Origin of the sequence: Jiella flava, assembly GCF_017349315.1 — a bacterium.
Classification (GTDB): domain Bacteria; phylum Pseudomonadota; class Alphaproteobacteria; order Rhizobiales; family Rhizobiaceae; genus Jiella; species Jiella flava.
Window position 1 is genome coordinate 250,174 of sequence record NZ_JAFMPP010000003.1, and the last position, 19,932, is coordinate 270,105.

Annotated in this window: 14 protein-coding genes and 1 pseudogene; 11 read left to right on the forward strand and 4 right to left on the reverse strand. The window is 62.8% G+C overall.

Annotation, left to right across the window (positions count from 1 at the left end; genetic code table 11):
• The first annotated feature begins 8 nt into the window (after positions 1–8).
• The 5 genes from J1C48_RS05860 to J1C48_RS05880 all read left to right on the forward strand — a co-directional run bounded on the left by J1C48_RS05860 (position 9) and on the right by J1C48_RS05880 (position 6,240).
• Positions 9–1,118, forward strand: coding sequence for an ABC transporter ATP-binding protein (locus J1C48_RS05860; protein ID WP_207256844.1), 1,110 nt, complete (start codon positions 9–11; stop codon positions 1,116–1,118).
• Between the two features lie 243 nt (positions 1,119–1,361).
• Positions 1,362–2,198 (forward strand): TVP38/TMEM64 family protein, encoded by an 837-nt coding sequence (locus J1C48_RS05865; RefSeq protein WP_207256845.1) that lies wholly within the window; start codon positions 1,362–1,364, stop codon positions 2,196–2,198.
• Positions 2,199–2,240: 42 nt separating this feature from the next.
• Positions 2,241–3,665, forward strand: a complete 1,425-nt coding sequence (locus J1C48_RS05870; protein ID WP_207256846.1) for a dihydrolipoyl dehydrogenase family protein — start codon at positions 2,241–2,243, stop codon at positions 3,663–3,665.
• Between the two features lie 166 nt (positions 3,666–3,831).
• The gene (locus J1C48_RS05875) at positions 3,832–5,307 is read left to right on the forward strand and encodes a sensor histidine kinase (RefSeq protein WP_231081598.1); all 1,476 of its coding nucleotides are present in this window, start codon (positions 3,832–3,834) and stop codon (positions 5,305–5,307) included.
• 108 nt (positions 5,308–5,415) lie between these two features.
• Positions 5,416–6,240, forward strand: coding sequence for a sulfite exporter TauE/SafE family protein (locus tag J1C48_RS05880; protein ID WP_207256847.1), 825 nt, complete (start codon positions 5,416–5,418; stop codon positions 6,238–6,240).
• Here the strand turns inward: J1C48_RS05880 and J1C48_RS05885 are convergent.
• The 4 genes from J1C48_RS05885 to J1C48_RS05900 form a co-directional block, all read right to left on the reverse strand.
• Positions 6,227–8,407, reverse strand: a complete 2,181-nt coding sequence (locus J1C48_RS05885; protein WP_207256848.1) for a putative bifunctional diguanylate cyclase/phosphodiesterase — start codon at positions 8,405–8,407, stop codon at positions 6,227–6,229. The genes J1C48_RS05880 and J1C48_RS05885 overlap by 14 nt on opposite strands.
• Positions 8,408–8,632: 225 nt before the next feature.
• Positions 8,633–9,349 (reverse strand): TIGR02281 family clan AA aspartic protease, encoded by a 717-nt coding sequence (locus J1C48_RS05890; RefSeq protein WP_231081597.1) that lies wholly within the window; start codon positions 9,347–9,349, stop codon positions 8,633–8,635.
• Entirely contained in the window at positions 9,336–9,593 is a 258-nt protein-coding gene (locus J1C48_RS05895) for a DUF1289 domain-containing protein (RefSeq protein ID WP_207256849.1), read from the reverse strand. Before J1C48_RS05895 ends, J1C48_RS05890 begins: the two co-directional genes overlap by 14 nt.
• 241 nt (positions 9,594–9,834) lie before the next feature.
• Positions 9,835–11,355, reverse strand: a complete 1,521-nt coding sequence (locus tag J1C48_RS05900; protein ID WP_207256850.1) for a sensor histidine kinase — start codon at positions 11,353–11,355, stop codon at positions 9,835–9,837.
• A 300-nt stretch (positions 11,356–11,655) separates the two neighbouring features.
• On the opposite strand from J1C48_RS05900, the gene J1C48_RS05905 reads away from it, so the two are divergent.
• The 6 genes and pseudogenes from J1C48_RS05905 to J1C48_RS05930 all read left to right on the forward strand — a co-directional run.
• Positions 11,656–12,267, forward strand: coding sequence for a glutathione S-transferase (locus tag J1C48_RS05905; RefSeq protein ID WP_207256851.1), 612 nt, complete (start codon positions 11,656–11,658; stop codon positions 12,265–12,267).
• Between the two features lie 8 nt (positions 12,268–12,275).
• Entirely contained in the window at positions 12,276–12,917 is a 642-nt protein-coding gene (locus J1C48_RS05910; protein WP_207256852.1) for a uracil-DNA glycosylase family protein, read from the forward strand.
• A 151-nt stretch (positions 12,918–13,068) separates the two neighbouring features.
• Positions 13,069–14,856 carry an aspartate--tRNA ligase gene (gene aspS, locus J1C48_RS05915; protein WP_207256853.1) on the forward strand — a complete coding sequence of 596 codons (1,788 nt, stop codon included), beginning with the start codon at positions 13,069–13,071 and terminating at the stop codon, positions 14,854–14,856.
• A gap of 443 nt (positions 14,857–15,299) precedes the next feature.
• A complete protein-coding gene (locus tag J1C48_RS05920; RefSeq protein WP_207256854.1) occupies positions 15,300–16,739 on the forward strand; it encodes a glycoside hydrolase family 15 protein in 1,440 nt (479 codons plus the stop codon).
• 144 nt (positions 16,740–16,883) lie between these two features.
• Positions 16,884–18,755 carry a GMC oxidoreductase gene (locus J1C48_RS05925; protein ID WP_207256855.1) on the forward strand — a complete coding sequence of 624 codons (1,872 nt, stop codon included), beginning with the start codon at positions 16,884–16,886 and terminating at the stop codon, positions 18,753–18,755.
• A gap of 73 nt (positions 18,756–18,828) precedes the next feature.
• Positions 18,829–19,917, forward strand: a pseudogene (locus J1C48_RS05930) (ferritin-like domain-containing protein); the annotation flags it as partial.
• Positions 19,918–19,932 lie beyond the last annotated feature (15 nt).

Sequence of the window (19,932 nt, forward strand, 5' to 3'; positions counted from 1 at the left end):
AGGATCCGATGGCCAGTCTCAAGCTTAGCCAGATCAAGAAGGCCTATGGCTCCGTCGAGGTGTTGCACGGCATCGATCTCGATATCCGGGCCGGCGAGTTCGTCGTCTTCGTCGGGCCGTCCGGATGCGGAAAGTCGACGCTGCTGCGGGTGATCGCCGGGTTGGAGGACATCACCGGCGGGACGCTGGAGATCGGCGATCAGGTCGTCAACGCGCTGACCCCGAAGCAGCGCGGCATCGCCATGGTGTTCCAGTCCTACGCGCTCTATCCGCATATGACGGTCTTTCAGAACATGGCCTTCGGCCTGACCTTGGAAAAGGGCACGCCGACGTCGGAAATCGACCGGCGGGTGAAGGAGGCCGCCCGCATCCTGCAGATCGAGCCCTATCTCGACCGGCTGCCCAAGGCGCTCTCCGGCGGCCAGCGCCAGCGCGTCGCCATCGGCCGGGCGATCACCCGCGATCCGCAGGTGTTTTTGTTCGATGAGCCGCTGTCCAATCTCGACGCTGCATTGCGGGTCCAGACCCGCATCGAGATTGCCCGCCTGCATGAGAAGATGGCCGGCACGACGATGATCTACGTCACCCATGATCAGGTCGAGGCGATGACGCTGGCGGATCGGATCGTTGTGCTCAACAAGGGCCATGTCGAGCAGGTCGGCGCGCCGATGGACCTCTACAATGCGCCGGACAATCTGTTCGTGGCGAAATTCTTGGGCTCGCCCTCGATGAACATTCTGCCGGCGACGATCGAGCGGGCGGGGGCGACGACCCGGGTGCTGCCGGATGGCGCCAGCGCCGTCGATCTGCCGATCGCAACGCCGCATTCCATTGCCGGGAGTCCCGCCCATCTCGGCGTGCGGCCGGAGGATCTCAGCCTCACCGACGCCCCCGACGCGCCGTTCAGGGGCGAGGTGGCTCTGACCGAATCCCTGGGCGAGGTGACGCTGATCTATGTCGATATCGGCCGTGCCGACGAACCCTTCGTCGCCAAGCTGCCCGGCGAAGTCAAAATCGCCCGCGGTACGCATGTCGCTCTCGCCACCAAGCCGCAGGCGATGCGTCTTTTCGACGAAGCGGGCCAGGCGATCCGGCTGGCGATGCGCCGCGCCGCCTGACGGAGCGGGCTTGCTGATGGCGCGGCGGTTCTTGGTCGAAAGGGTGCCGATGGTCGACGGCGCGTTGACATATCCGTGTCTCCCCTTTGATCGCACCGATCGGTAACGTCGTTCTGTCTTCAGACGAAAACGAGGATGCTGGCGTCTGCCGGTCGTCGTCTCCCGCCGATCGGGCCGGACGGTGCCTTGAAAACCTTTCGGGCCGCCTCGCTGTGCGTTCGACATGAAAAGAGACGATGGATCATGCCGACCGCAGGGCTGAAATCGAACGAGCCGCCCGCAGGCGCCAAAAATCCGACCGGATTAAACGCGGCGGCCTTGCGCGCCGATGGCGATGCGGCCTCGGCCGCCGAGGCCGGCTCCGGCAAGCGCGGCGGGCTGACGCGCTATCTGCCGATCGCCGGATTGCTCGTCGTCTTCGCGCTCGCCTCTGCGCTCGGACTTCACCGCTATTTGTCGCTGGATGCGTTTCTGGATAGCCGGCAGGCGCTGAAGGCCTGGGTTGAGGCGCATTGGGTCCTCGCCGGGCTCGGCTTCATCCTGCTCTACGCGGGGCTCGTCGCCGTCGCCTTTCCGGCCGCATCGCTGGTCACGGTGGCCTCGGGCTTCCTGTTTGGCTGGTTCATCGGCGGGGCGCTGACGGTGATCGGCGCGACGCTGGGTGCGACCGTCCTGTTCATCGCCGCGCGTACCGCCTTCGGCGATATTTTGCGCAAGAAGACCGGCGGCGCGGTCGCCCGCTTTGCGGAAGGGTTTCGCGACGATGCCTTCGCCTATCTGATCGTCCTCAGGCTGACGCCGGCGCTGCCCTTCTTCGTCGTCAATGTCGCGCCGGCCTTTTTCGACGTTTCGGTGTCGACCTATGTGATCACCACCTTCCTCGGCATTATTCCCGGCTCGATGGTTTATGCCTTCCTCGGCAGCGGGCTCGATCAGGCGCTCGTCAATGCCGGCGAGGGCGCGTTTTCGATCGCCGATCTGGTGACCCCCGAAATGACCATCGCCTTTGTCGGGCTTGCCGGCCTCGCCATTCTCGGCGTCCTCTTGAAGAAGACGGTGCTGCGCAAGCGTGCCGCCTGAGCCGGTTCTGGCTCGCCCTCACAAGAACAGCTTGGAGCATCCATGAGACGGACTTTGACACCGGACCTGTGCGTCATCGGCGGTGGTTCCGGCGGGCTGACGACGGCGGCAGCGGCGGCGGCGTTCGGGGTCGACGTCGTTCTCGTCGAAGCCGGCAAGATGGGCGGCGATTGTCTGAATGACGGCTGCGTGCCTTCAAAGGCGTTGCTCGCCGCCGGCAAACACGCTGCCGCCATTCGCGAGTCGGCGCAATTCGGCATCACGGCCGGCGAGCCGCAGATCGATTTTGCCGCGGTCAAGGATCACGTCGCCGGCGTCATCGCCGCGATTGCCCCGAACGATTCCGTCGAACGGTTTGAGAAGCTCGGCGTGACGGTGGTCGAGGCGCATGCCAGTTTCATCGACGCGGACACCGTTGCGGCCGGCGGCACGATCATCAAGGCGCGGCGCTTCGTCATCGCCGCCGGCTCGTCGCCGCGGGTGCCGCAAATTCCTGGGCTCGCCGAGACGCCGTTCTTCACCAATGAGACGATCTTCGACCTGCGCGGGCGGCCGGACCATTTGATCATCATCGGCGGCGGGCCGATCGGGATCGAGATGGCGCAGGCCCATCGCCGACTGGGATGCGCGGTCACCGTCCTCGAAGCCGGCGCGTTCCTTGGCCGTGATGATCCACAGCTCGTTGCCGTGGTCCTGGCCAAGCTGCGCGCGGAGGGCGTGGCGCTGCGCGAGGGCGCCAAGGTCGTCGCCGTCAGTACCGGGCAGGCCGGTCTGACCCTGACGATTGAAACGGCATCGGGCCGCGAGACGGTGCCTGGCAGCCATCTTCTTGTCGCGGTCGGACGCAGGCCGAATGTCGGAGGCCTCGGCCTCGACGCGGCCGGCATCGATTTCGACGCGGCGGGGATCACGGTCGGCGCGGATCTGCGCACCACCAATCGGCGGGTCTATGCGGTCGGCGACGTCGCCGGCGGGCCGCAATTCACCCATGTCGCCAGCTATCAAGCCGGGTTGGTGCTGCGGCCGATCCTGTTTCGCCTGCCGCTGAAGGAGCGCCGCGATCATCTGCCGCGTGTCACTTTCACCGACCCGGAACTCGGTCAGGTCGGTGCGACCGAGGCCGAAGCGAGAGCGGCGGGCACGCTCAAGGACGTTCTCATCTGGCCCTATGCCGAAAACGACCGGGCGCAGGCCGAGCGTCGCCTGGAAGGACTGGTGAAGATCGTCGTGGGGCGCAAGGGGCGGATTATCGGGGCGGGTGTCGCAGGCGTGTCTGCCGGCGAGATCACCAACCTGATGTCGCTCGTGGTCGCCAAACGGATGACGGTTGCGGATCTGCGCGACTTCATCTCGCCCTATCCGACGCTTTCGGAAATTGGAAAACGTGCCGCAACGGATTACTATCGTCCCTATACGCAGAAGCCATGGGTTCGGGCGGCGGTTCGGCTGCTCGCGCGCTTCGGGTGATGACGCGGATCGTCGTGTCGCGCCGGGTTCGCGCGGGATCCGTGCAACCGCCGATGCTGCCGGTGGCTTCGTTGCGCAAGGCTTTGGGACGAGTGACGCCGAATCGGCGGCGGTGAACAGCAGAGCGGGGACCTTCTTGGACGATCCGGCGAGATCGGCAAAAGACGTGGCGGGCGAGGCGTCCGCGCCGAGGCCGCGACGGCGGCTGTCGACGCGGATCCTGGTCATCACCGCGCTTGCCGTCATGCTTGCCGAGATCTTGATCTTCGTCCCGTCGATCTCGAAGTTTCGCTATGACTGGCTGACCGCCAAGACCGAGACGGTGGCGGTGGCGGGGCTGGCGTCGGAAGAGGTCGATGCGGGGCCGGGCTCGGTTCTGTCACCCAATCAGCAGACCGAGCTGCTCAAGGCGCTCGATGCGGAGCTGATCGCGATCAACGACAAGGATGCCTCGCGCCTGCTCGCCCGTGCCAACAATGTCGGGGTCGTCCAGATGCAGATCGATCTCGGCAAAGAATCGGTCTGGGATTCGATTGCCGGCGCTTTCGACACGTTGCTTCTCGGCGGGGACCGGATCATGCGGGTCCAGGGCCCTGTCGGCGACGGCTCCGTGCGCGCCGAGGTGGTGATGTCGGAACGCCCACTGCGCAAGGCGATGCTCGTCTATTCCCGCAACGTCTTCATGTTGTCGCTGGCGATCGCATTGTTTGCCGCGATCCTCGTCTACAGCGCGATCAGCCGTTATCTGGTACGCCCGATCGATTCGATCACCCGATCGATGGTCCGCTTTGCGACCAATCCGACCGATCCCGATCGCATCATCGTGCCGAGCCAGCGCGGCGACGAACTCGGTCTCGCCGAGACAGAGCTGGCGGCGATGCAGCGGCGCTTGCATGAGACCTTGCGCGAGCAGCGCCACCTCGCTGATCTCGGCTTGGCGGTCTCGAAGATCAACCACGATCTGCGCAACATCCTCGCCTCCAGCCAGATGATCTCCGATCGCCTCGCGACCATCGACGATCCGACTGTTCAGCGTTTCGCGCCGCTGCTGCTACGCAGTCTTGACCGGGCACTGAATTATACCCAGTCGGTGTTGGCGTATGGACGGGCGGTGGAACGCGCGCCGGTGCGCCGCGAGGTGCGGCTCGGCATGCTCGTCGTCGACGTCTTCGAGACACTGGCGCTCGAGCCGCGCTCGCAGATCTCGCTGATCAATGCGGTGCCGGATGATCTCTTGGCGGTGGTCGACCCCGATCAGTTTCACCGGGCGCTGTTCAATCTCTGCCGCAACGCCGCCGAAGCGCTGGCCGGCAGTGCCGACGATAACGGCCTGGTGCTGCAGCGGATCCGGGTTGGCGCGGACATCCGCGAGCCGGAAAGTGGTGGCTGGGGGCGGTTGTTCGTCTTCGTCGAGGACACGGGTCCGGGATTGCCCAACATTGCGCGCGAAAATCTGTTCAAGGCGTTTCGCGGCTCGGCCCGCTCGGGCGGCACGGGGCTGGGCCTGCCGATCGCGGCGGAGATCGTCGAGGCCCATGGCGGCAGGATCGAACTGGCGATGCGCGATCAGCCCGGCACGCGATTCGAGATCATCCTCTCCGACAAGTCCGCGCGGCTTGAACCGCTGGCGCGGTCCGCCTGATCGCTGCGCCGAATGAACCCATGGACCGGACGAACCCATGGGCCGGATGGCGCGCCCGGCGCGCGAATTTGCGTGCAAGCGAGCCATGGGCTGGGTTAAAGGCGGCCGATGATCTTCATCGATGGCACCAGCCTCTTCTTCTTCATCGCGGTCCTTCTTTTGGCGGCAGCCGTTGCCGGTTTTCTGGCCGGCCTGTTCGGCATTGGCGGCGGTGCGATCTTCGTGCCGGTACTCTACCAGGTGTTCCTGGCGGTCGGTGTCAGCGATCATGTCGCGATGCATTTGGCGATCGGCTCGTCCATCGCGATCATCGTGCCCACGTCGCTGCGCTCGCTGCATTCGCATCTGCAGCGTGGCGCGGTCGATACGAGGCTGTTGAGGCAATGGCTTTTGGCGATTCCTCTCGGCGCGGTTGCCGGTGCCTTTGTCGCGTCGATCGCCAATGCGGCGGAGCTCAAGGGCATCTTCGCGCTGCTCGCCCTGCTTTTCGGTCTGAAGATGCTGCTCGGCCGGTTCTCGGTGCAGATCGCGGATGATCTGCCAGGCCCGGTCGGGCGCTCGTTCGCCGGATTTGCCATCGGCTTTTTCTCGGCGCTGATGGGCATCGGTGGCGGCGTTCTCAACAACACCTTCATGACGCTTTATGGCCGTTCGATCCATCAGGCGGTGGCGACCAGCGCGGGCGTCGGCGCGCTGATCGCTGTGCCGGGTGTTCTGGGCTATGTCGTCGGTGGATGGGGCGAGGCCGCCTTGCCGGCTTTGAGCGCCGGCTATGTCAATCTGTTTGCCGTCGCCGTCGTCGCACCGGCTTCGATCCTTGGCGTCCCGGCCGGCTCAAGGCTTGCCCATCGGCTGTCGCGCCGCCAACTCGAACTCGGATTTGGTATCTTTCTTTTAATCGTCGCCGCGCGTTTCGCTCTCAGCCTGACGTAACCTCGGCGGGCTCCAGAAACGCCTTTTCGAAGACCGCGCTGCGCAGCGGCCGTCCGAACAGATAGCCCTGCGCCTCGGGACAGCCATTCTGGACCAGGAAATCAAGCTGCTCCTCGGTCTCGACGCCCTCGGCGATCACCTCCATGCCGAAGTTGCGCGACAGATAGATCACGGCCTTGACGACGGCCGCGTCCTCCCGGTCTGTGCTGACCGAGCGCACGAAGGAGCGGTCAATCTTCAGGCGGGATATCGGAAAGGATTTCAACAAGCTGAGCGAGGCATAGCCGGTGCCGTAGTCGTCAAAGGCGAGGCCCACGCCCAGATGGCGGAGATCGCGCAACAGCTTGAGGGTGCGGTTGTCGTTGTAAAGCGAGGTGGTCTCGACGATTTCGAGTTCGAGCGCTTCGGGCGGCAGTGCGTATTCCTGCAGGGCTTCCCGCACGCTCGAGACCAGCCGCCCCGAGCGAAACTGGGCTTCAAACAGATTGACGCTGACCCGAAACTCCGGGAGCACCCGGCGCCATTGCGAGGCCTGGCGACACGCCTCCCGCAAGATCCATTCGCCGATCCTGCTGGCCGAGGGTTTGCGGCTGAGGACGGTGATGAAGGAGGCCGGTGACAGCAGGCCGCGCTCGGGATTGTTCCAACGCAGCAGCGCTTCCGCGCCCTTGATCGCCCGCGTGACGGTCGAAGCCTGGGGTTGGTAGAACAGCTCGAACTCGCGGTTTTCAAAAGCGTCCCGCAGCTCCTTTTCGAAAGCGCGTCGGGTGTTGGCGAGGTCCCGCAGAGCCGGAGCAAACAATTCGCTCTGGCCTTTGCCGGTCGCCTTGGCGCGATAAAGGGCAAGGTCGGCGGCGCCCATCAGATCTTCGGCCGACACGCCGTGCTGCGGCGACATCGCCATACCGACGCTGACGCCTATTTCCACCGAGCGGTCGGGCAGTTCGTAGCGTTCAGAAATTTCGCCGATCAATTCGGCAGCGATGGTTTTCACGCCATGTTCGTCGTTGCCGGAGAGGAGGATGACGAATTCGTCGCCACCAAGCCGTGCGAGGGCGATTGGCGTTGGAACGATCATCTTCATGCGGAGCGCGACTTCGCGCAGAACGGCGTCTCCGGCCGAGTGGCCGAAGGTGTCGTTGACCTCTTTAAAGCCGTCGAGATCGAGCAGGATGACGGTGCAAGGATGGCCGGCGTCGAGCGTGGTGTCCAGATAGGCGCGCCAGGCGGCGCGATTGGCAAGTCCCGTTAGCGCGTCGAGCGCCGCCAGGCGGCTGAGGCGTTCCTCATTCTGTTTGCGGTCGGTGATATCGCGGACGATCGCGCCCATGCTGGCGGCTGATCCTTCCTGCCACGTCGAGAAGGAGAACTCGGCCGGAAACTCGCCGCCGCCTTTGCGCAAGGCGGTGATCTCGACCGTCCGGGCGGCAACATCCAAATCGTGGCCGTTCGGGGCCTGATCGAATTCTGCAATGTAGAAATGGCGCCAGCGCGCCGGGACGATGATCTTGGCCGGGCGACCGACAATCTCCTCGGCACTGTAGCCGAACAGCCGTTCGGCGGATCGGTTCCAGAAGGTGATCCTGCCGCCGGCATCTGAGCAGATGATCGCGTCGGGCGAGGTCGCCGCAATGTTTTCGAAGCGGGCCTGGCTGATCGAGCGGGCGGTGTCGAGGCGGCGCAGCTCCAGACGTTCCAGCACCAGGGCGGCCATATCGGCGAGATCACGGCGGTTCTCGGTGGAAAAGTGCTCTCGCGGCTTGGTGTCGATCAGGCAAAACGTGCCGATCTTCTCGCCATTGGGCGCGACCAGCGGATGGCCGGCATAAAAGCGGATGAAGGGCGTGTTAAGAACGAGAGCGTTGGTGGCGAAGCGCGGATCGGCGAGGGCATCGGGGACGACGAGGACGTTTTCCTGCATGATGGCATAGGTGCAGAAGGACAATTCGCGACTTGTCTCGCGCTTGCCGAGGCCGAACTCGGCCTTGAAGAACTGACGCTCCGCATCGATGAGCGAGATCAGCACGATCGGCACGTCGAACAGCCGGGAGGCGAGACCCACGAGCCGGTCGAACTCCTCCTCGGGCGGGGTGTCGATGACGTGATAATCGGCAAGGGCCTGAAGCCGCGCCGGTTCACTGGCCGGGATAGGATAAGGCCGCGGCAAATCACCTCCGATGATGATCTCCGTTTTCGCTCTAATCCCGAACATATGAAGGCAAAACTTAAAATATCAAGATGGCATTGATTTCAATTTTTGGTATAAAAACCGCGGGCGTATCATTCGGCGATTGGAGCATGACGCCGAAAGATTGCGGGACGTTTCGGGTCACATCCTACGGCTCAACAAAGACTGGGAGCAAAATGGCGTTCCAGTTCATTGCATTCCGCTTTAGTCGGTCAAAACAAGCCGATCGCGCCGGAAATCGTAGGAGGTGAGCGTGCCGAGAAAGCTCATGCCGAGGAGCACCGTGCCGAGACCGACGCCCTCGGTGACGGCGCCCTGCACGCCGTGGCGGGTGATGCCGCCGATGGTGACCGAGTGCAGCCGGACCGGTGCGGCTTTGGCGACGCCGTTGGCGGTCATCACCTCGTTGGTAAAGTGCAGTTTCGCGGTGTCGATCCCGAGGCTGTCGGCCATGGCGCTGTCCATGGCGACCACCGAGGCGCCGGTGTCGACGATGAAGCTGGTCGGCTTGCCGTCGATCTTACCGTTGAGATAGAAATGCCCGTCTGCCGAGCGCGTCGCCATGAAGCGGCGGCGTCCACCGTCTGTCTCCCCGAGTGCGACCACACTGCCTGGCATCAGCACGGCGAGAACACGGTTCTTGAAGGCGCTGAACTCGGCGCGGAAGGCATAAAGGCTGATCACAACGGCAAAGACGCCGCTCCAGATCAGGATGTTGCGCAGCAACTCGCCGAGCCGGAACCGCATCGACATCACCAGCAAAGCGCCGATGCCGACCCCAAGGATCGCGAGGCTGGCGAGCTGGGCGAAGTTGTCCTCGCTGAGACCGGCGATCGTTCCGCCATGGTTGAGCATCAAGACGAGGATCGTGCCCGCGACGGCCGCGAGGACGAAATAGAGGATCAGATCACGACGCATCATGGGTTCCGGTAGGCTCGCGCCGCTTGCTTCTGGTTGCTCTTGCGCCGCGCCGGCCTTCCGGCTCCGGCGGGGCCGGCACGGCTTGCGGCGCTCGGCCGGGTAGCGTGGCCATGATGGCCTGCCGGATCGCAGGCGGAAAGCTTCCCCAGCCGGCGATCTCGTCGATGGTTCGAAGGCAGCCGCGACACAGCCCGCTCATCGGATCGATCGCGCAGACACGCGTGCAGGGACTGTCGATCGCCATCTCAACTCCGGCTCGGCGAACTCGTCTTCGACGCAAGGCAATCCAGGCCGATCCTTGGGTCCGGTCGGGCGCCCGCTGCTCTGATCCTGGCATCGTCGCTGGTCTAAAACGCGCGACCACCATGCCGGGAAGAATTGTCAGCGCGTTCTTTATGCGTCCGATGGGACGCGGAAAGGACGATACTGTAAGCCGGATATGGCGATCGATCCCGTTTGCGCAAGCGGTTTGGCGGGACGGTGCGTCAATGGCCGATCCAGGTTGGATCGTCGAGCGCCGGCATCACTTCGAGCACCCGCGACTGCGGGAAGATCGCGATCGCCTCGGTGCCCTCCCGCAGCTTGGACAACAGCTCGAACTCGCCGTTGTGGAGCCGCACCAGCGCTTGGACGATTGGCAGACCGAGGCCGGTTCCCTGTTCGGCGCTCTTCATCGCCGCCGAGCCCTGGCCGAAGGAGGACAGGACCAGCGGGATCTCGGCGGCCGGAATGCCCGGTCCGTCGTCCTTGACCGAGACATATTGGCCGGCGCCGGCGGTCCAGCCGACGCGCAGAACGATCGAGCCGCCATGGGGCGTGAATTTCACCGCATTGGACAAGAGGTTGAGGATGATCTGGCGCACCGCCCGCTCGTCGGCCCATAGCGCCGGCAGATCCGGCTCGACCTCGGCCGACAGGTCGATATCCTTGGCCTCGGCCTTGATCCGCATGATCGACAGGCCGTCCTTGGCGATCGCGACGAGTTCGATGGCCTCCTCGTTGAGGTCGAACCGCCCGGCCTCGATCCGCGACAGATCGAGGATTTCGTTGATGACGCCGAGGAGGTGCTGGCCAGAGGCGTGAATGTCGCGAACGTAATCCTTGTAGGTCTCGGTGCCGAGCGGGCCGAGGATCTCGCCACTCATCACCTCGGAAAAGCCGAGGATCGCGTTGAGCGGCGTGCGTAGCTCGTGGCTCATCGTCGCTAAAAACCGCGATTTGGCGAGATTGGCTTCCTCGGCCCGGCGCCTGGCTTCCTCGGAAATCACCTGTGCCGTTTCGAGCTCGGCGATCAGTTCGTCTTTTTCGGCCTGATGGATGAGGCCGCTGAGCGCCGAGCGCCGCAGGATCTCGCTGACGACGGCGAAGAAGGCGACGGCGGCGATCAGGATGCTTCTGACGGCGATGTTGGCAGGATCCGGATCGTTCACCATGCCGACGCCGAGAAACACAGCGGTGATGCCGAAGGTGATCGGAACCACCAGGCGCAGGGTGAAGGAGACCATTGCCGTCGAGGCAATGACGATGAACAGGACGGTAAACTGGAAGATGCCGAATTGCGGCCCTTGCTCATGCAGTGCCGTCAGCGAGGCGAGATAGGCCCAGCACAAGCCCGCCATGAAATGGCCCGAGAGAAACAAGCGGCGCCAGGGGTCGACCGATTCGGTCGGCACCCGCTCGGCCTGGAATTTGCGGGCCGTGACGACGAGGGCGAGATAGCAGCCAAGGGCGACGAGCGTCCAAAGCGCGGCCACCAAAGGGCCGAGATGGATCGACAGGCCGAAGCCGGTGGCCATTACCGGCAGCGGCAGAATGATCGCCGAAGCGCGCAGGGCCGCCGCGTGTTGGTCGAGCAGCTCGCCGGAAAAGCGCGTGGCCGTTCGCCGGCCCCGTGCCGACAGCCGTTCGCGGGCCGATCGCAACGTCGCTGCAAGATCGCCGTTGCGCGATCTCGGGCGACGGGCGACGAGGCCAGGGTCGACAGTGGGCGGAGCGGCAAGAGACATGGAGCGTCGATCAAAGGGCCTGGCTGAAGTTGCGCTGGCCGCCATTCTGTTTCCTCAACCTTAAAGAATTCGCTTAAAGAACCGGAAATTTCTGTCGGAGGGTGGGTGGCCTTGGTCTGCAAGGCGTTACACAAATGAGAAAGCGCGGCTTCGACCACAGGAGGTCTGCCAGAAATTGTCGGCGTCGGTTGTTTGTCCCGAATGCGATTGGTCGGCCCGAGGCATCGTTTCGAAAAAAATGGGCGTATCGTCCGCGCGTCCGATCCGCCGGACGGCGCGCGCGTGAGAGAGGAAAAGTCCATGCTTCTGTTTGACGGTGGCCAAGCGCCCAATCCGCGCCGCACCCGAATCTTCATCGCTGAAAAGGGGCTCAGCGTGCCGCGCGAGCCCGTCGATATGAGCAAGCTGGAGCATCGCTCCGAGAAGATCGCCAGCCGCAATCCTCTGAAGCGCCTGCCGGTGCTCGAGCTCGATGACGGCACGATCCTGACCGAATCGATCGCGATCTGCCGCTATTTCGAGGCGCTTCACCCGGAGCCGGCGCTGTTCGGCCGCACACCGCTCGAAATCGCCCGGATCGAAATGTGGAACCGGCGGATCGAACTCGGTCTTTTCGGCACGGTCGCAGCCACCTTCCGCCACACCCATCCGGCGATGGCCGAGTGGGAGGTGCCGCAGATCGCCGCCTGGGGCGAGGCGAGCCGCGACAAGGCGGTCCAGTTTCTGCGGTTTTTCAACGATCATCTGGCAAGCCATCGTTTCGCAGCCGGCGACGCCTTCTCGGTCGCCGATATCACCGGGCTCGTCTCGGTGGACTTCATGCGGCCGGCCAAGATCACGATGCCGCCGGATCTCACCCATGTCGCCCGCTGGTCCGAAGAGGTCTCCGCCCGCCCGAGCGCCAAGGCTTGACCTTTCCGGTGGCGCGCACTGCGGATGACGGCTTTCGGGATGACCCGCAGACGCTTTACGCGACCATCCGCGGCTGCCGGATCTGCCGTGAGGCGCCGCTCGGTGCGCCCTTGCCGATCGAGCCCAACCCGGTGCTCGCCTTGTCGGCGACGGCGCGGATCGTCGTCGCCGGACAGGCGCCGGGCAATCTCGCCGACAAGACGACGAAACCGTTTAACGACCCATCCGGCGTGCGGCTGCGTGATTGGATGGGGATCGGGCCGGAGGTCTTTTATGATCGCAGTCGCATCGCCATTGTGCCGATGGGCTTTTGCTTTCCGGGCTACGACGCCAAGGGCGGTGACCTGCCGCCGCGCCGCGAATGCCGCGCCACCTGGCATGCCCGGGTGATGGCGGCGATGCCGCAGGTCGAGCTGGTGCTGGCGATCGGCCACTATGCCCAGCGCTTCCACATCGAAGACGGCGCGCGGCGCTCGCTGACCGAGACGGTTGCCGCCTGGCGCACGGTTTTGGCGACGGGCGGCCGGTTCGCGCCGGTGCTGCCGCTGCCGCATCCCTCCTGGCGCAACAATGCCTGGCTGAAGCGCTATGACTGGTTTGAAACCGAGCTGGTGCCGGTGTTGAAGCAGCGGGTTGCAGAGCTGATCTGAGCACCTCAAGGGCGCGCGTTTGTTGCCGGGCGGGCGCTCCGACCTTGACATCGCGGGACGCCCATGCGCTTGTCCGCCACCGATTCCGACAATTTTCGCGTCTTCTCGCCAGCCGGCGAATGCGACGCCATGAAGCCCGATGAGACGAGCCATGCACCGCTACCGCACCCATAGCTGCGCCGCCCTGAGCAAGGACCATGTCGGCGAGAGCGTGCGCCTGTCCGGCTGGGCGCATCGCATCCGCGACCATGGCGGGCTCTTGTTCATCGATCTGCGCGATCACTACGGTCTCACCCAGGTGGTGGTCGACCCGGATTCGCCGGCCTTCAAGACCGCCGAGACGGTGCGCGGCGAATGGGTGATCCGGGTCGACGGCGAGGTCAAGGGGCGCTCCGACGAGACCGTCAATGCCAAGCTGCCGACCGGCGAGATCGAGATCTTCGCCCGCGAGATCGAGGTGCTGTCGCCGGCCAAAGAACTGCCGCTGCCGGTCTTCGGCGAGCCGGACTATCCGGAGGACATCCGCCTCAAATATCGCTTCCTCGACCTGCGCCGCGAGACGCTGCACAAGAACATCATGCGGCGTACTGAGATCATCGCCAAGATCCGTTCGCTGATGCAGGAGACCGGCTTCACCGAGTTCCAGACGCCGATCCTGACCGCTTCATCGCCCGAGGGCGCCCGCGACTTCTTGGTGCCCTCGCGGCTTCACAACGGCATGTTCTACGCTCTGCCGCAGGCGCCGCAGCAGTACAAGCAGCTGTTGATGATGTCGGGCTTCGACCGCTATTTCCAGATCGCCCCGTGTTTCCGCGACGAGGACCCGCGCGCCGACCGCTTCTATGGCGAATTCTACCAGCTCGACGTCGAAATGAGCTTCGTCGAGCAGGAGGATATTTTCCAGACCATGGAGCCGGTGATCCGCAGCGTCTTCGAGACGTTTGCTGACGGCAAGCGGGTGTCGGAAACCTTCCGCCGGATTCCTTATGCGGAATCGATGAAGAAATACGGCTCCGACAAGCCGGATCTGCGCAACCCGATCGAGATGCAGGCCGTCACCGCGCATTTCGCCGGCTCCGGCTTCAAGGTCTTTGCGGGCATGATCGCCAATGACGACAAGGTCGAGGTCTGGGCGATCCCGGCCAAGACCGGCGGTTCCAGAGCCTTTTGCGACCGGATGAATTCCTGGGCGCAGGGCGAGGGCCAGCCGGGTCTCGGCTACATCTTCTGGCGCGAGGAAAACGGTGCGGTGTCGGGTGCAGGTCCCCTTGCGAAGAACATCGGCGAGGAGCGCACCGAGGCGATCCGCACCCAGCTCGGCCTCGAAGCGGGCGACGCCTGCTTCTTCGTCGCCGGGCGGCCGGAGAAGTTCGTCCCCTTCGCCGGGGCTGCGCGCACCCGCGTCGGCGAGGAGCTGAATCTCGTCGACCGCGACCGCTACGAACTCGCCTGGATTGTCGACTTCCCCTTCTACGAATGGGACGAGGACAACAAGAAGGTCGATTTCGCCCACAACCCGTTCTCCATGCCGCAGGGCGGCATCGAGGCGCTGAACAATGAAGAGCCCCTGGCGATCAAGGCGTTCCAGTACGACATCGTCTGCAACGGCTACGAGATCGCGTCGGGTGGCATCCGCAATCAGTTGCCCGACACGATGGTCAAGGCCTTCGAGATCGCCGGCTACTCCCGGGCTGATGTCGAGGAGCGTTTCGGCGGCCTCTACCGCGCCTTCCAATACGGCGCGCCGCCCCATGGCGGCATGGCGGCGGGTATCGACCGCATCGTCATGCTTTTGTGCGGGGCGAAGAACCTGCGCGAGATCGCGCTGTTCCCGATGAACCAGCAGGCCTTCGACCTGTTGATGGGCGCCCCGGCGGAGGCCCAGCCGGCCCAGCTGCGCGAACTCGGCCTGCGGATCGCACCGCAGGCGAAACCCTGATCGACGTGGCGCTACGCTGACAGAATTGGAGTCAACCATAGGGTGTTGACTTTTTGCATTAGACAATTTTAAATTGATATGTTACGAAAGGTCGACGGCCGAAGCGTTACAACTGCGCTGTAAGGTTGCAAATGAAAACAAGCATTTTTCGATCTCTATCATGATGTTTTAATTTATATATTTGTTTTATTAGGGAGATTTTTTATTTTTATAAATATTTTTATTTTATGATTTGCTTTTAGAATTTTTTATTTATTATTTTTTGTATGAATTAAAAATAATATTTGTGTTCACTTGGCGTTTTATAAATGAACGAATTGGTCTTGATCGCAATCGCGCGCTGACCTGCATCATTCGACACGGGATTTGAGGGCGTCTGTCGCGTTGATGCGACAAGCTTCATAAACGAATCGGGTATATTTGGATCGGCTTGGAGTGAAGCCATGATCAATTTCAACGTGCCCTGCGCGGGCCCGGCTGTTGGCTCGTCCGCGCCCGCTATAAAGCCGGCGCCAGCGTTCGCGCAGACCGACCTTGTGGCCTTGTCGCGCTATTATCTCATGCTGATGATGCGCAACGTCACCAGTGACGGGTATGTCATCGAAGACCCTGCCGAAGCGGGCGTCTTTTCGTCCCCCGGATGCGTGGTCGCCGCGCCATCCTATCCGGCCAATACGCCGGGTGTCGATCAGGACTATGTTTTCAATTGGGTTCGTGACGGGGCGATCACGGCGATCGAGATCGCCCGGGGAGAGTTCCCCGTCTTGGCAGGGGGAGGCGTTCCGCCCCTTGTCGATTACGTGAACTTCGCCGCGTCCTGCCAAAAGAACGCGGCAAACTGCGCAAGCGTCACGTTAGGCCATGCCTGTTTCAAAGTCTCGGGCGCGGTCCGCCCGTGGTCGGAGCAGAACGACGGCCCGGCCATCCAGTCACTTGCGCTTCTCGCCATGTTCGATCAGCTCGACACGCCCACCAAGGCGATGGCCAAGGACTTGATCGAGAAAAATCTCGAATATATTTTGAATGTCTATCAAAATAAAACGACCAATCTTTGGGAGGAATTTGAAGGTTATTCGTTTTTCGCTCGAGCAGTGCAATTGAAATTTTTCAAGACGATTTCGAATAACGTCATCAATATTGCCGTCCCCGGCGGCGTCGTTGCCGCAATCGCGTGGTTGGAGCAGCAGCTGGCCGAACATTGGAACGGCCAGCTTTACGTGAGCATGTTGATGTCATCGGCGCCCGAAGGCTACGACGCGAACATCGATATCGTCTCTTCGGTCTGCTACGGCGCGATTGAGCCGACCGATCCCAAGCTTCTGGCGACCGCGGCGATTCTGCGGCGCCAGTGGGCCGATCCGTCCTCCGCGAGCTACTATCCGATCAACGGGGCCGATGCCGAAAAGGGGCTGGGGCCGCTCTTCGGACGCTATCCCAGCGACCATTATGACGGGGATGTCTCCGCGCCTGTCGTCGGCGGGCATCCTTGGGCGTTGTGCACGGCCAATTTTGCGGAATTTCAATATCGCCTGGCGAATGCTGTTGAGGCGAGCGGCAAGATCCCGCTTGATCCGCTGTCGAAGCCGTTCTTCGCGGCCTTCGGGCCTGATGCGTCAGACGATGCAGCGGCGATGGCCGTGGCGCTGCGCGCGTCGTCGGACGCGATGCTGCGCGCCATTGTCTATCACAGCGATCATTACGAACTCAGCGAGCAATTCGATGGCGCTAGCGGTTACGAAAAGAGCGTTCGCAATCTGACGTGGAGCTACGCGGCTTTTCTCTCCGCGGTCAGGGCTCGCTCGAATGCCGCAAGCTCGAAAGGCAAAAGCACGAACACACGGGCCCCCGCGCGTCGCATCGCGGTACCGGCCTCGGCAGCGTGATCGAGACGGTCGACAGCGCGGGAATCGCGGACTGGGCGAGCCGAGATGCGCCCGGCGCGAACGAGCCGGCGTGAATGCATCAAGTTGGCATGCGCAGGTCAGACGTGATTGCACCGCTCGTCAGGGGCAGGATGGAGGCAGGACGTGCTTTTTCCTCTCAGATCATCGCAGAACGCCGATGCCAGAGCGATCGCCGCGTCGCACGATTTCGATGTGATCATCGTCGGCACTGGAATCTCTGGCGCGATTATCGCCAAGGAAACGGCAGCGGCGGGCAAGCGCGTCCTGATCCTTGAGGCTGGGAGCGGCGCCAATCGATCGCTGGCGGGCTATGATGACCTTTTGACCACCTTCTACGCGGCACCAGGCAAAGACAATCAGTCTCCCTTCCCTGCAAATCCCAATGCCAACATGCCGCGCAGCCCGCAACTGCGCAAACTGCAGCCTGGGGAGACGGACAGCGACACCTACATCGTGCAGTCCGGACCCTATGTGAGTGATACGACCTATACGCGCATCTTCGGCGGCACGACCATGCATTGGGAAGCCAAGACGCCGCGCATGTTGCCTTCCGATTTCAAAACCCGCACCTGTTTCGGTCAGGGGCTCGATTGGCCGCTCAGTTTTGACGACATCGAAGGCGACTACGTCCTGGCCGAGCGGGAGATCGGCGTTTCGGCGAATGTCGAAGACCAGCAATATCTGGGACAGACCTTTTCAGGCGGCTATGTTTTTCCGATGCACGGTCTGCCGTTGTCCTATCTCGACCAGAAGGTCAATGACGGCATCGAAGGCACCTCGGTCGAACTCGACAACCAAACCTATCCATTGAAAGTGCGGCCGTATCCGCAGGGGCGAAATGCCATTCCCAATGCGGCCTACGACGGCGGTCAGGGATACCGTCCCGTCGGCGCGGTCGACACGCATATGGTCGAGGAAGGCGGGCGTTGTCAGGGCAACACCAACTGCGTGCCGCTGTGCCCGGTGCAGGCCCGTTACCACTCCGGCAAGACCCTCGCGGCCGCCTGCAAGGCCACCGGCGATGACGGCGAGCCGCAGGTCACGTTGATCGCCCACGCCGTTGCCTCGAAGGTCAATATCGATCCGGATAGCGGCAAAGTTTCTTCGCTCGAGGTGAAGATCTACGACGATCGCGAGAGCTCGGCCTATCAGACGGTGACGGTGAAGGGTGCGGTCTATGTGCTCGCGGCCGGGGCGATCGAAACCGCGCGCCTGATGCTTGCCTCGGGCCTTCAAAGCACGAGCGGCCTCGTCGGGCGCAATTTGATGGATCACGCCTATTTGCTGAACTGGGCGCTGATGCCGCAGATCTGCGGGACGATGCGGGGAACCACCTGTACCGGCGGCATTGTCGACTTGCGGGATGGCCCGTTTCGACAGAAGCAGGCGGCCTTTGCCATCGATATCCACAATGACGGCTGGGGATGGGCCACTGGTTCACCGACCTCGGATCTGCTTGATTTGGTGGATGCGGGCAATCTGTACGGCGCAGACTTGCGTCGCGGTGTCATCGACCGGGTTTCGCGACAGCTGCTGCTGGCCTTCATGATCGAGGTCATGCCGGTCGACAGCAACCGCATCACCGTGGATCCGAAATACACCGATCCCTTAGGCAATATGCGCCCGATTCTATCATTCACGGTTCCGGATTATACGATGAGGGGAGCGGCCTACGCCCGTCAGTTCGCTCGCACGATTTTCCAGCGGCTCGGGGCGCAGGATCGCACCACCTACGATCCGGACGATTTCGGCTACGTGGCCTATGAAGGGCAGGGCTATGCCATCCGCGGCGGCAATCATCTGGCCGGAACGCACATCATGGGGACAACGCGCTCCAACTCCGTTGTCGACAAGGACCAGCGCAGCTGGGACCACGACAATCTCTATCTGGTCGGCGGCGGCAGCATGCCGTCTATCGGGACGGCGAATGTCACCTTGACGCTCGCGGCGCTGTGTTTCCGAAGCAGTCGGCAAATCCTGAAATACCTCCATTGAAATCAAGCATCGCATCCGATGCGCGGGGCAGATCAGGCCGGCGCACTCAACTCGTGCCACACGGAGTTTGAGCATGCAGTTTGAAGGCATCAAGACGCGCGACGAACTGATCGGCTTCCTGTATCAGGCGATGCAGCTCGAGCATGCGACGATTCCGCCCTATTTGACGGCGCTCTACTCGATCAAGCCCGGCACCAATCCGGATGCGGCGCAGGTGCTGCGGGTCATTGTCGTCGAGGAAATGCTGCATCTGACGCTCGCGGCCAATATCCTCAACGCCATCGGCGGCACCCCTGATCTCAGCAGATCCGATTTCGTCCCTGCATATCCGGCCTTTTTGCCCGATGGCGAAGATGACTTCAAAGTCGGGATCGAGGGGTTCAGCCACGCGGCGCTGACGACGTTTTTGAAAATCGAGCGGCCCGCCCGGCCCGTGTCGTCATCCGCGAAGGCCGCATTGCTCAAGCACACCGATAAGCCAGAGCAATCCGTTCTTTGCACGCACCCGGAAAATGCGACCCTTCGATTCTACAGCATCGGCGAATTTTACGCGGCGATCAGAGATGGCATTGAGTATCTGGAAGCCGAGGCGCAAGGCTGTGGAGCCACAATCTTTATCGGCGACGCCGCGCGGCAGATCACTTCGAAATATTATTATTCCGGCGGGGGAAACCTCTTCCCTGTCACCGACCTGAACAGTGCGTTGAAGGCCATCGCGCTGATCACCGAGCAGGGTGAGGGCGATGGCGGTCACATCTATGACGAAGACGAGCATGAGATCGCCCATTATTATCGCTTCGACGAGTTGCAGAGGGGGCGGTACTATCAAAAGGGCGATGAAGCGGGGCATCCGACGGGGCCGGAGCTGAGCGTTGACTGGGATGGGGCCTATGCCATCAAGCCCAATCTCAAGGTCGCCGAAATCGCCGAAGGATCGGCGTTGCGAGAGGCGGCGATCACCTTCAATCGCCGTTACGGCGAATTTCTGCAGCTGTTGACTCAGGCGTATAACGGCGAGCCGGAGCTGTTGCTCGAAGCCGTTCCGATGATGTTCGAGTTTCGCGATCTGATCCTCGAGCTCGTTCGCAATCCGTTACCAGGTCATGCCGACCAGTATGGCGGGCCGACATTCGAGGTCGCGGGCTCTGCCGAAACCGCGGCGGCCACCCCGGACATC

Coding starts and splice junctions, on each gene's coding strand:
- aspS (WP_207256853.1), top strand. CDS start 13,069: ATGCACCGCTACCGCACCCATAGCTGCGCCGCCCTGAGCAAGGACCAT.
- J1C48_RS05860 (WP_207256844.1), top strand. CDS start 9: ATGGCCAGTCTCAAGCTTAGCCAGATCAAGAAGGCCTATGGCTCCGTC.
- J1C48_RS05890 (WP_231081597.1), bottom strand. CDS start 9,349: ATGATGCGTCGTGATCTGATCCTCTATTTCGTCCTCGCGGCCGTCGCG.
- J1C48_RS05880 (WP_207256847.1), top strand. CDS start 5,416: ATGATCTTCATCGATGGCACCAGCCTCTTCTTCTTCATCGCGGTCCTT.
- J1C48_RS05865 (WP_207256845.1), top strand. CDS start 1,362: ATGCCGACCGCAGGGCTGAAATCGAACGAGCCGCCCGCAGGCGCCAAA.
- J1C48_RS05920 (WP_207256854.1), top strand. CDS start 15,300: ATGATCAATTTCAACGTGCCCTGCGCGGGCCCGGCTGTTGGCTCGTCC.
- J1C48_RS05905 (WP_207256851.1), top strand. CDS start 11,656: ATGCTTCTGTTTGACGGTGGCCAAGCGCCCAATCCGCGCCGCACCCGA.
- J1C48_RS05900 (WP_207256850.1), bottom strand. CDS start 11,355: ATGTCTCTTGCCGCTCCGCCCACTGTCGACCCTGGCCTCGTCGCCCGT.
- J1C48_RS05895 (WP_207256849.1), bottom strand. CDS start 9,593: ATGGCGATCGACAGTCCCTGCACGCGTGTCTGCGCGATCGATCCGATG.
- J1C48_RS05870 (WP_207256846.1), top strand. CDS start 2,241: ATGAGACGGACTTTGACACCGGACCTGTGCGTCATCGGCGGTGGTTCC.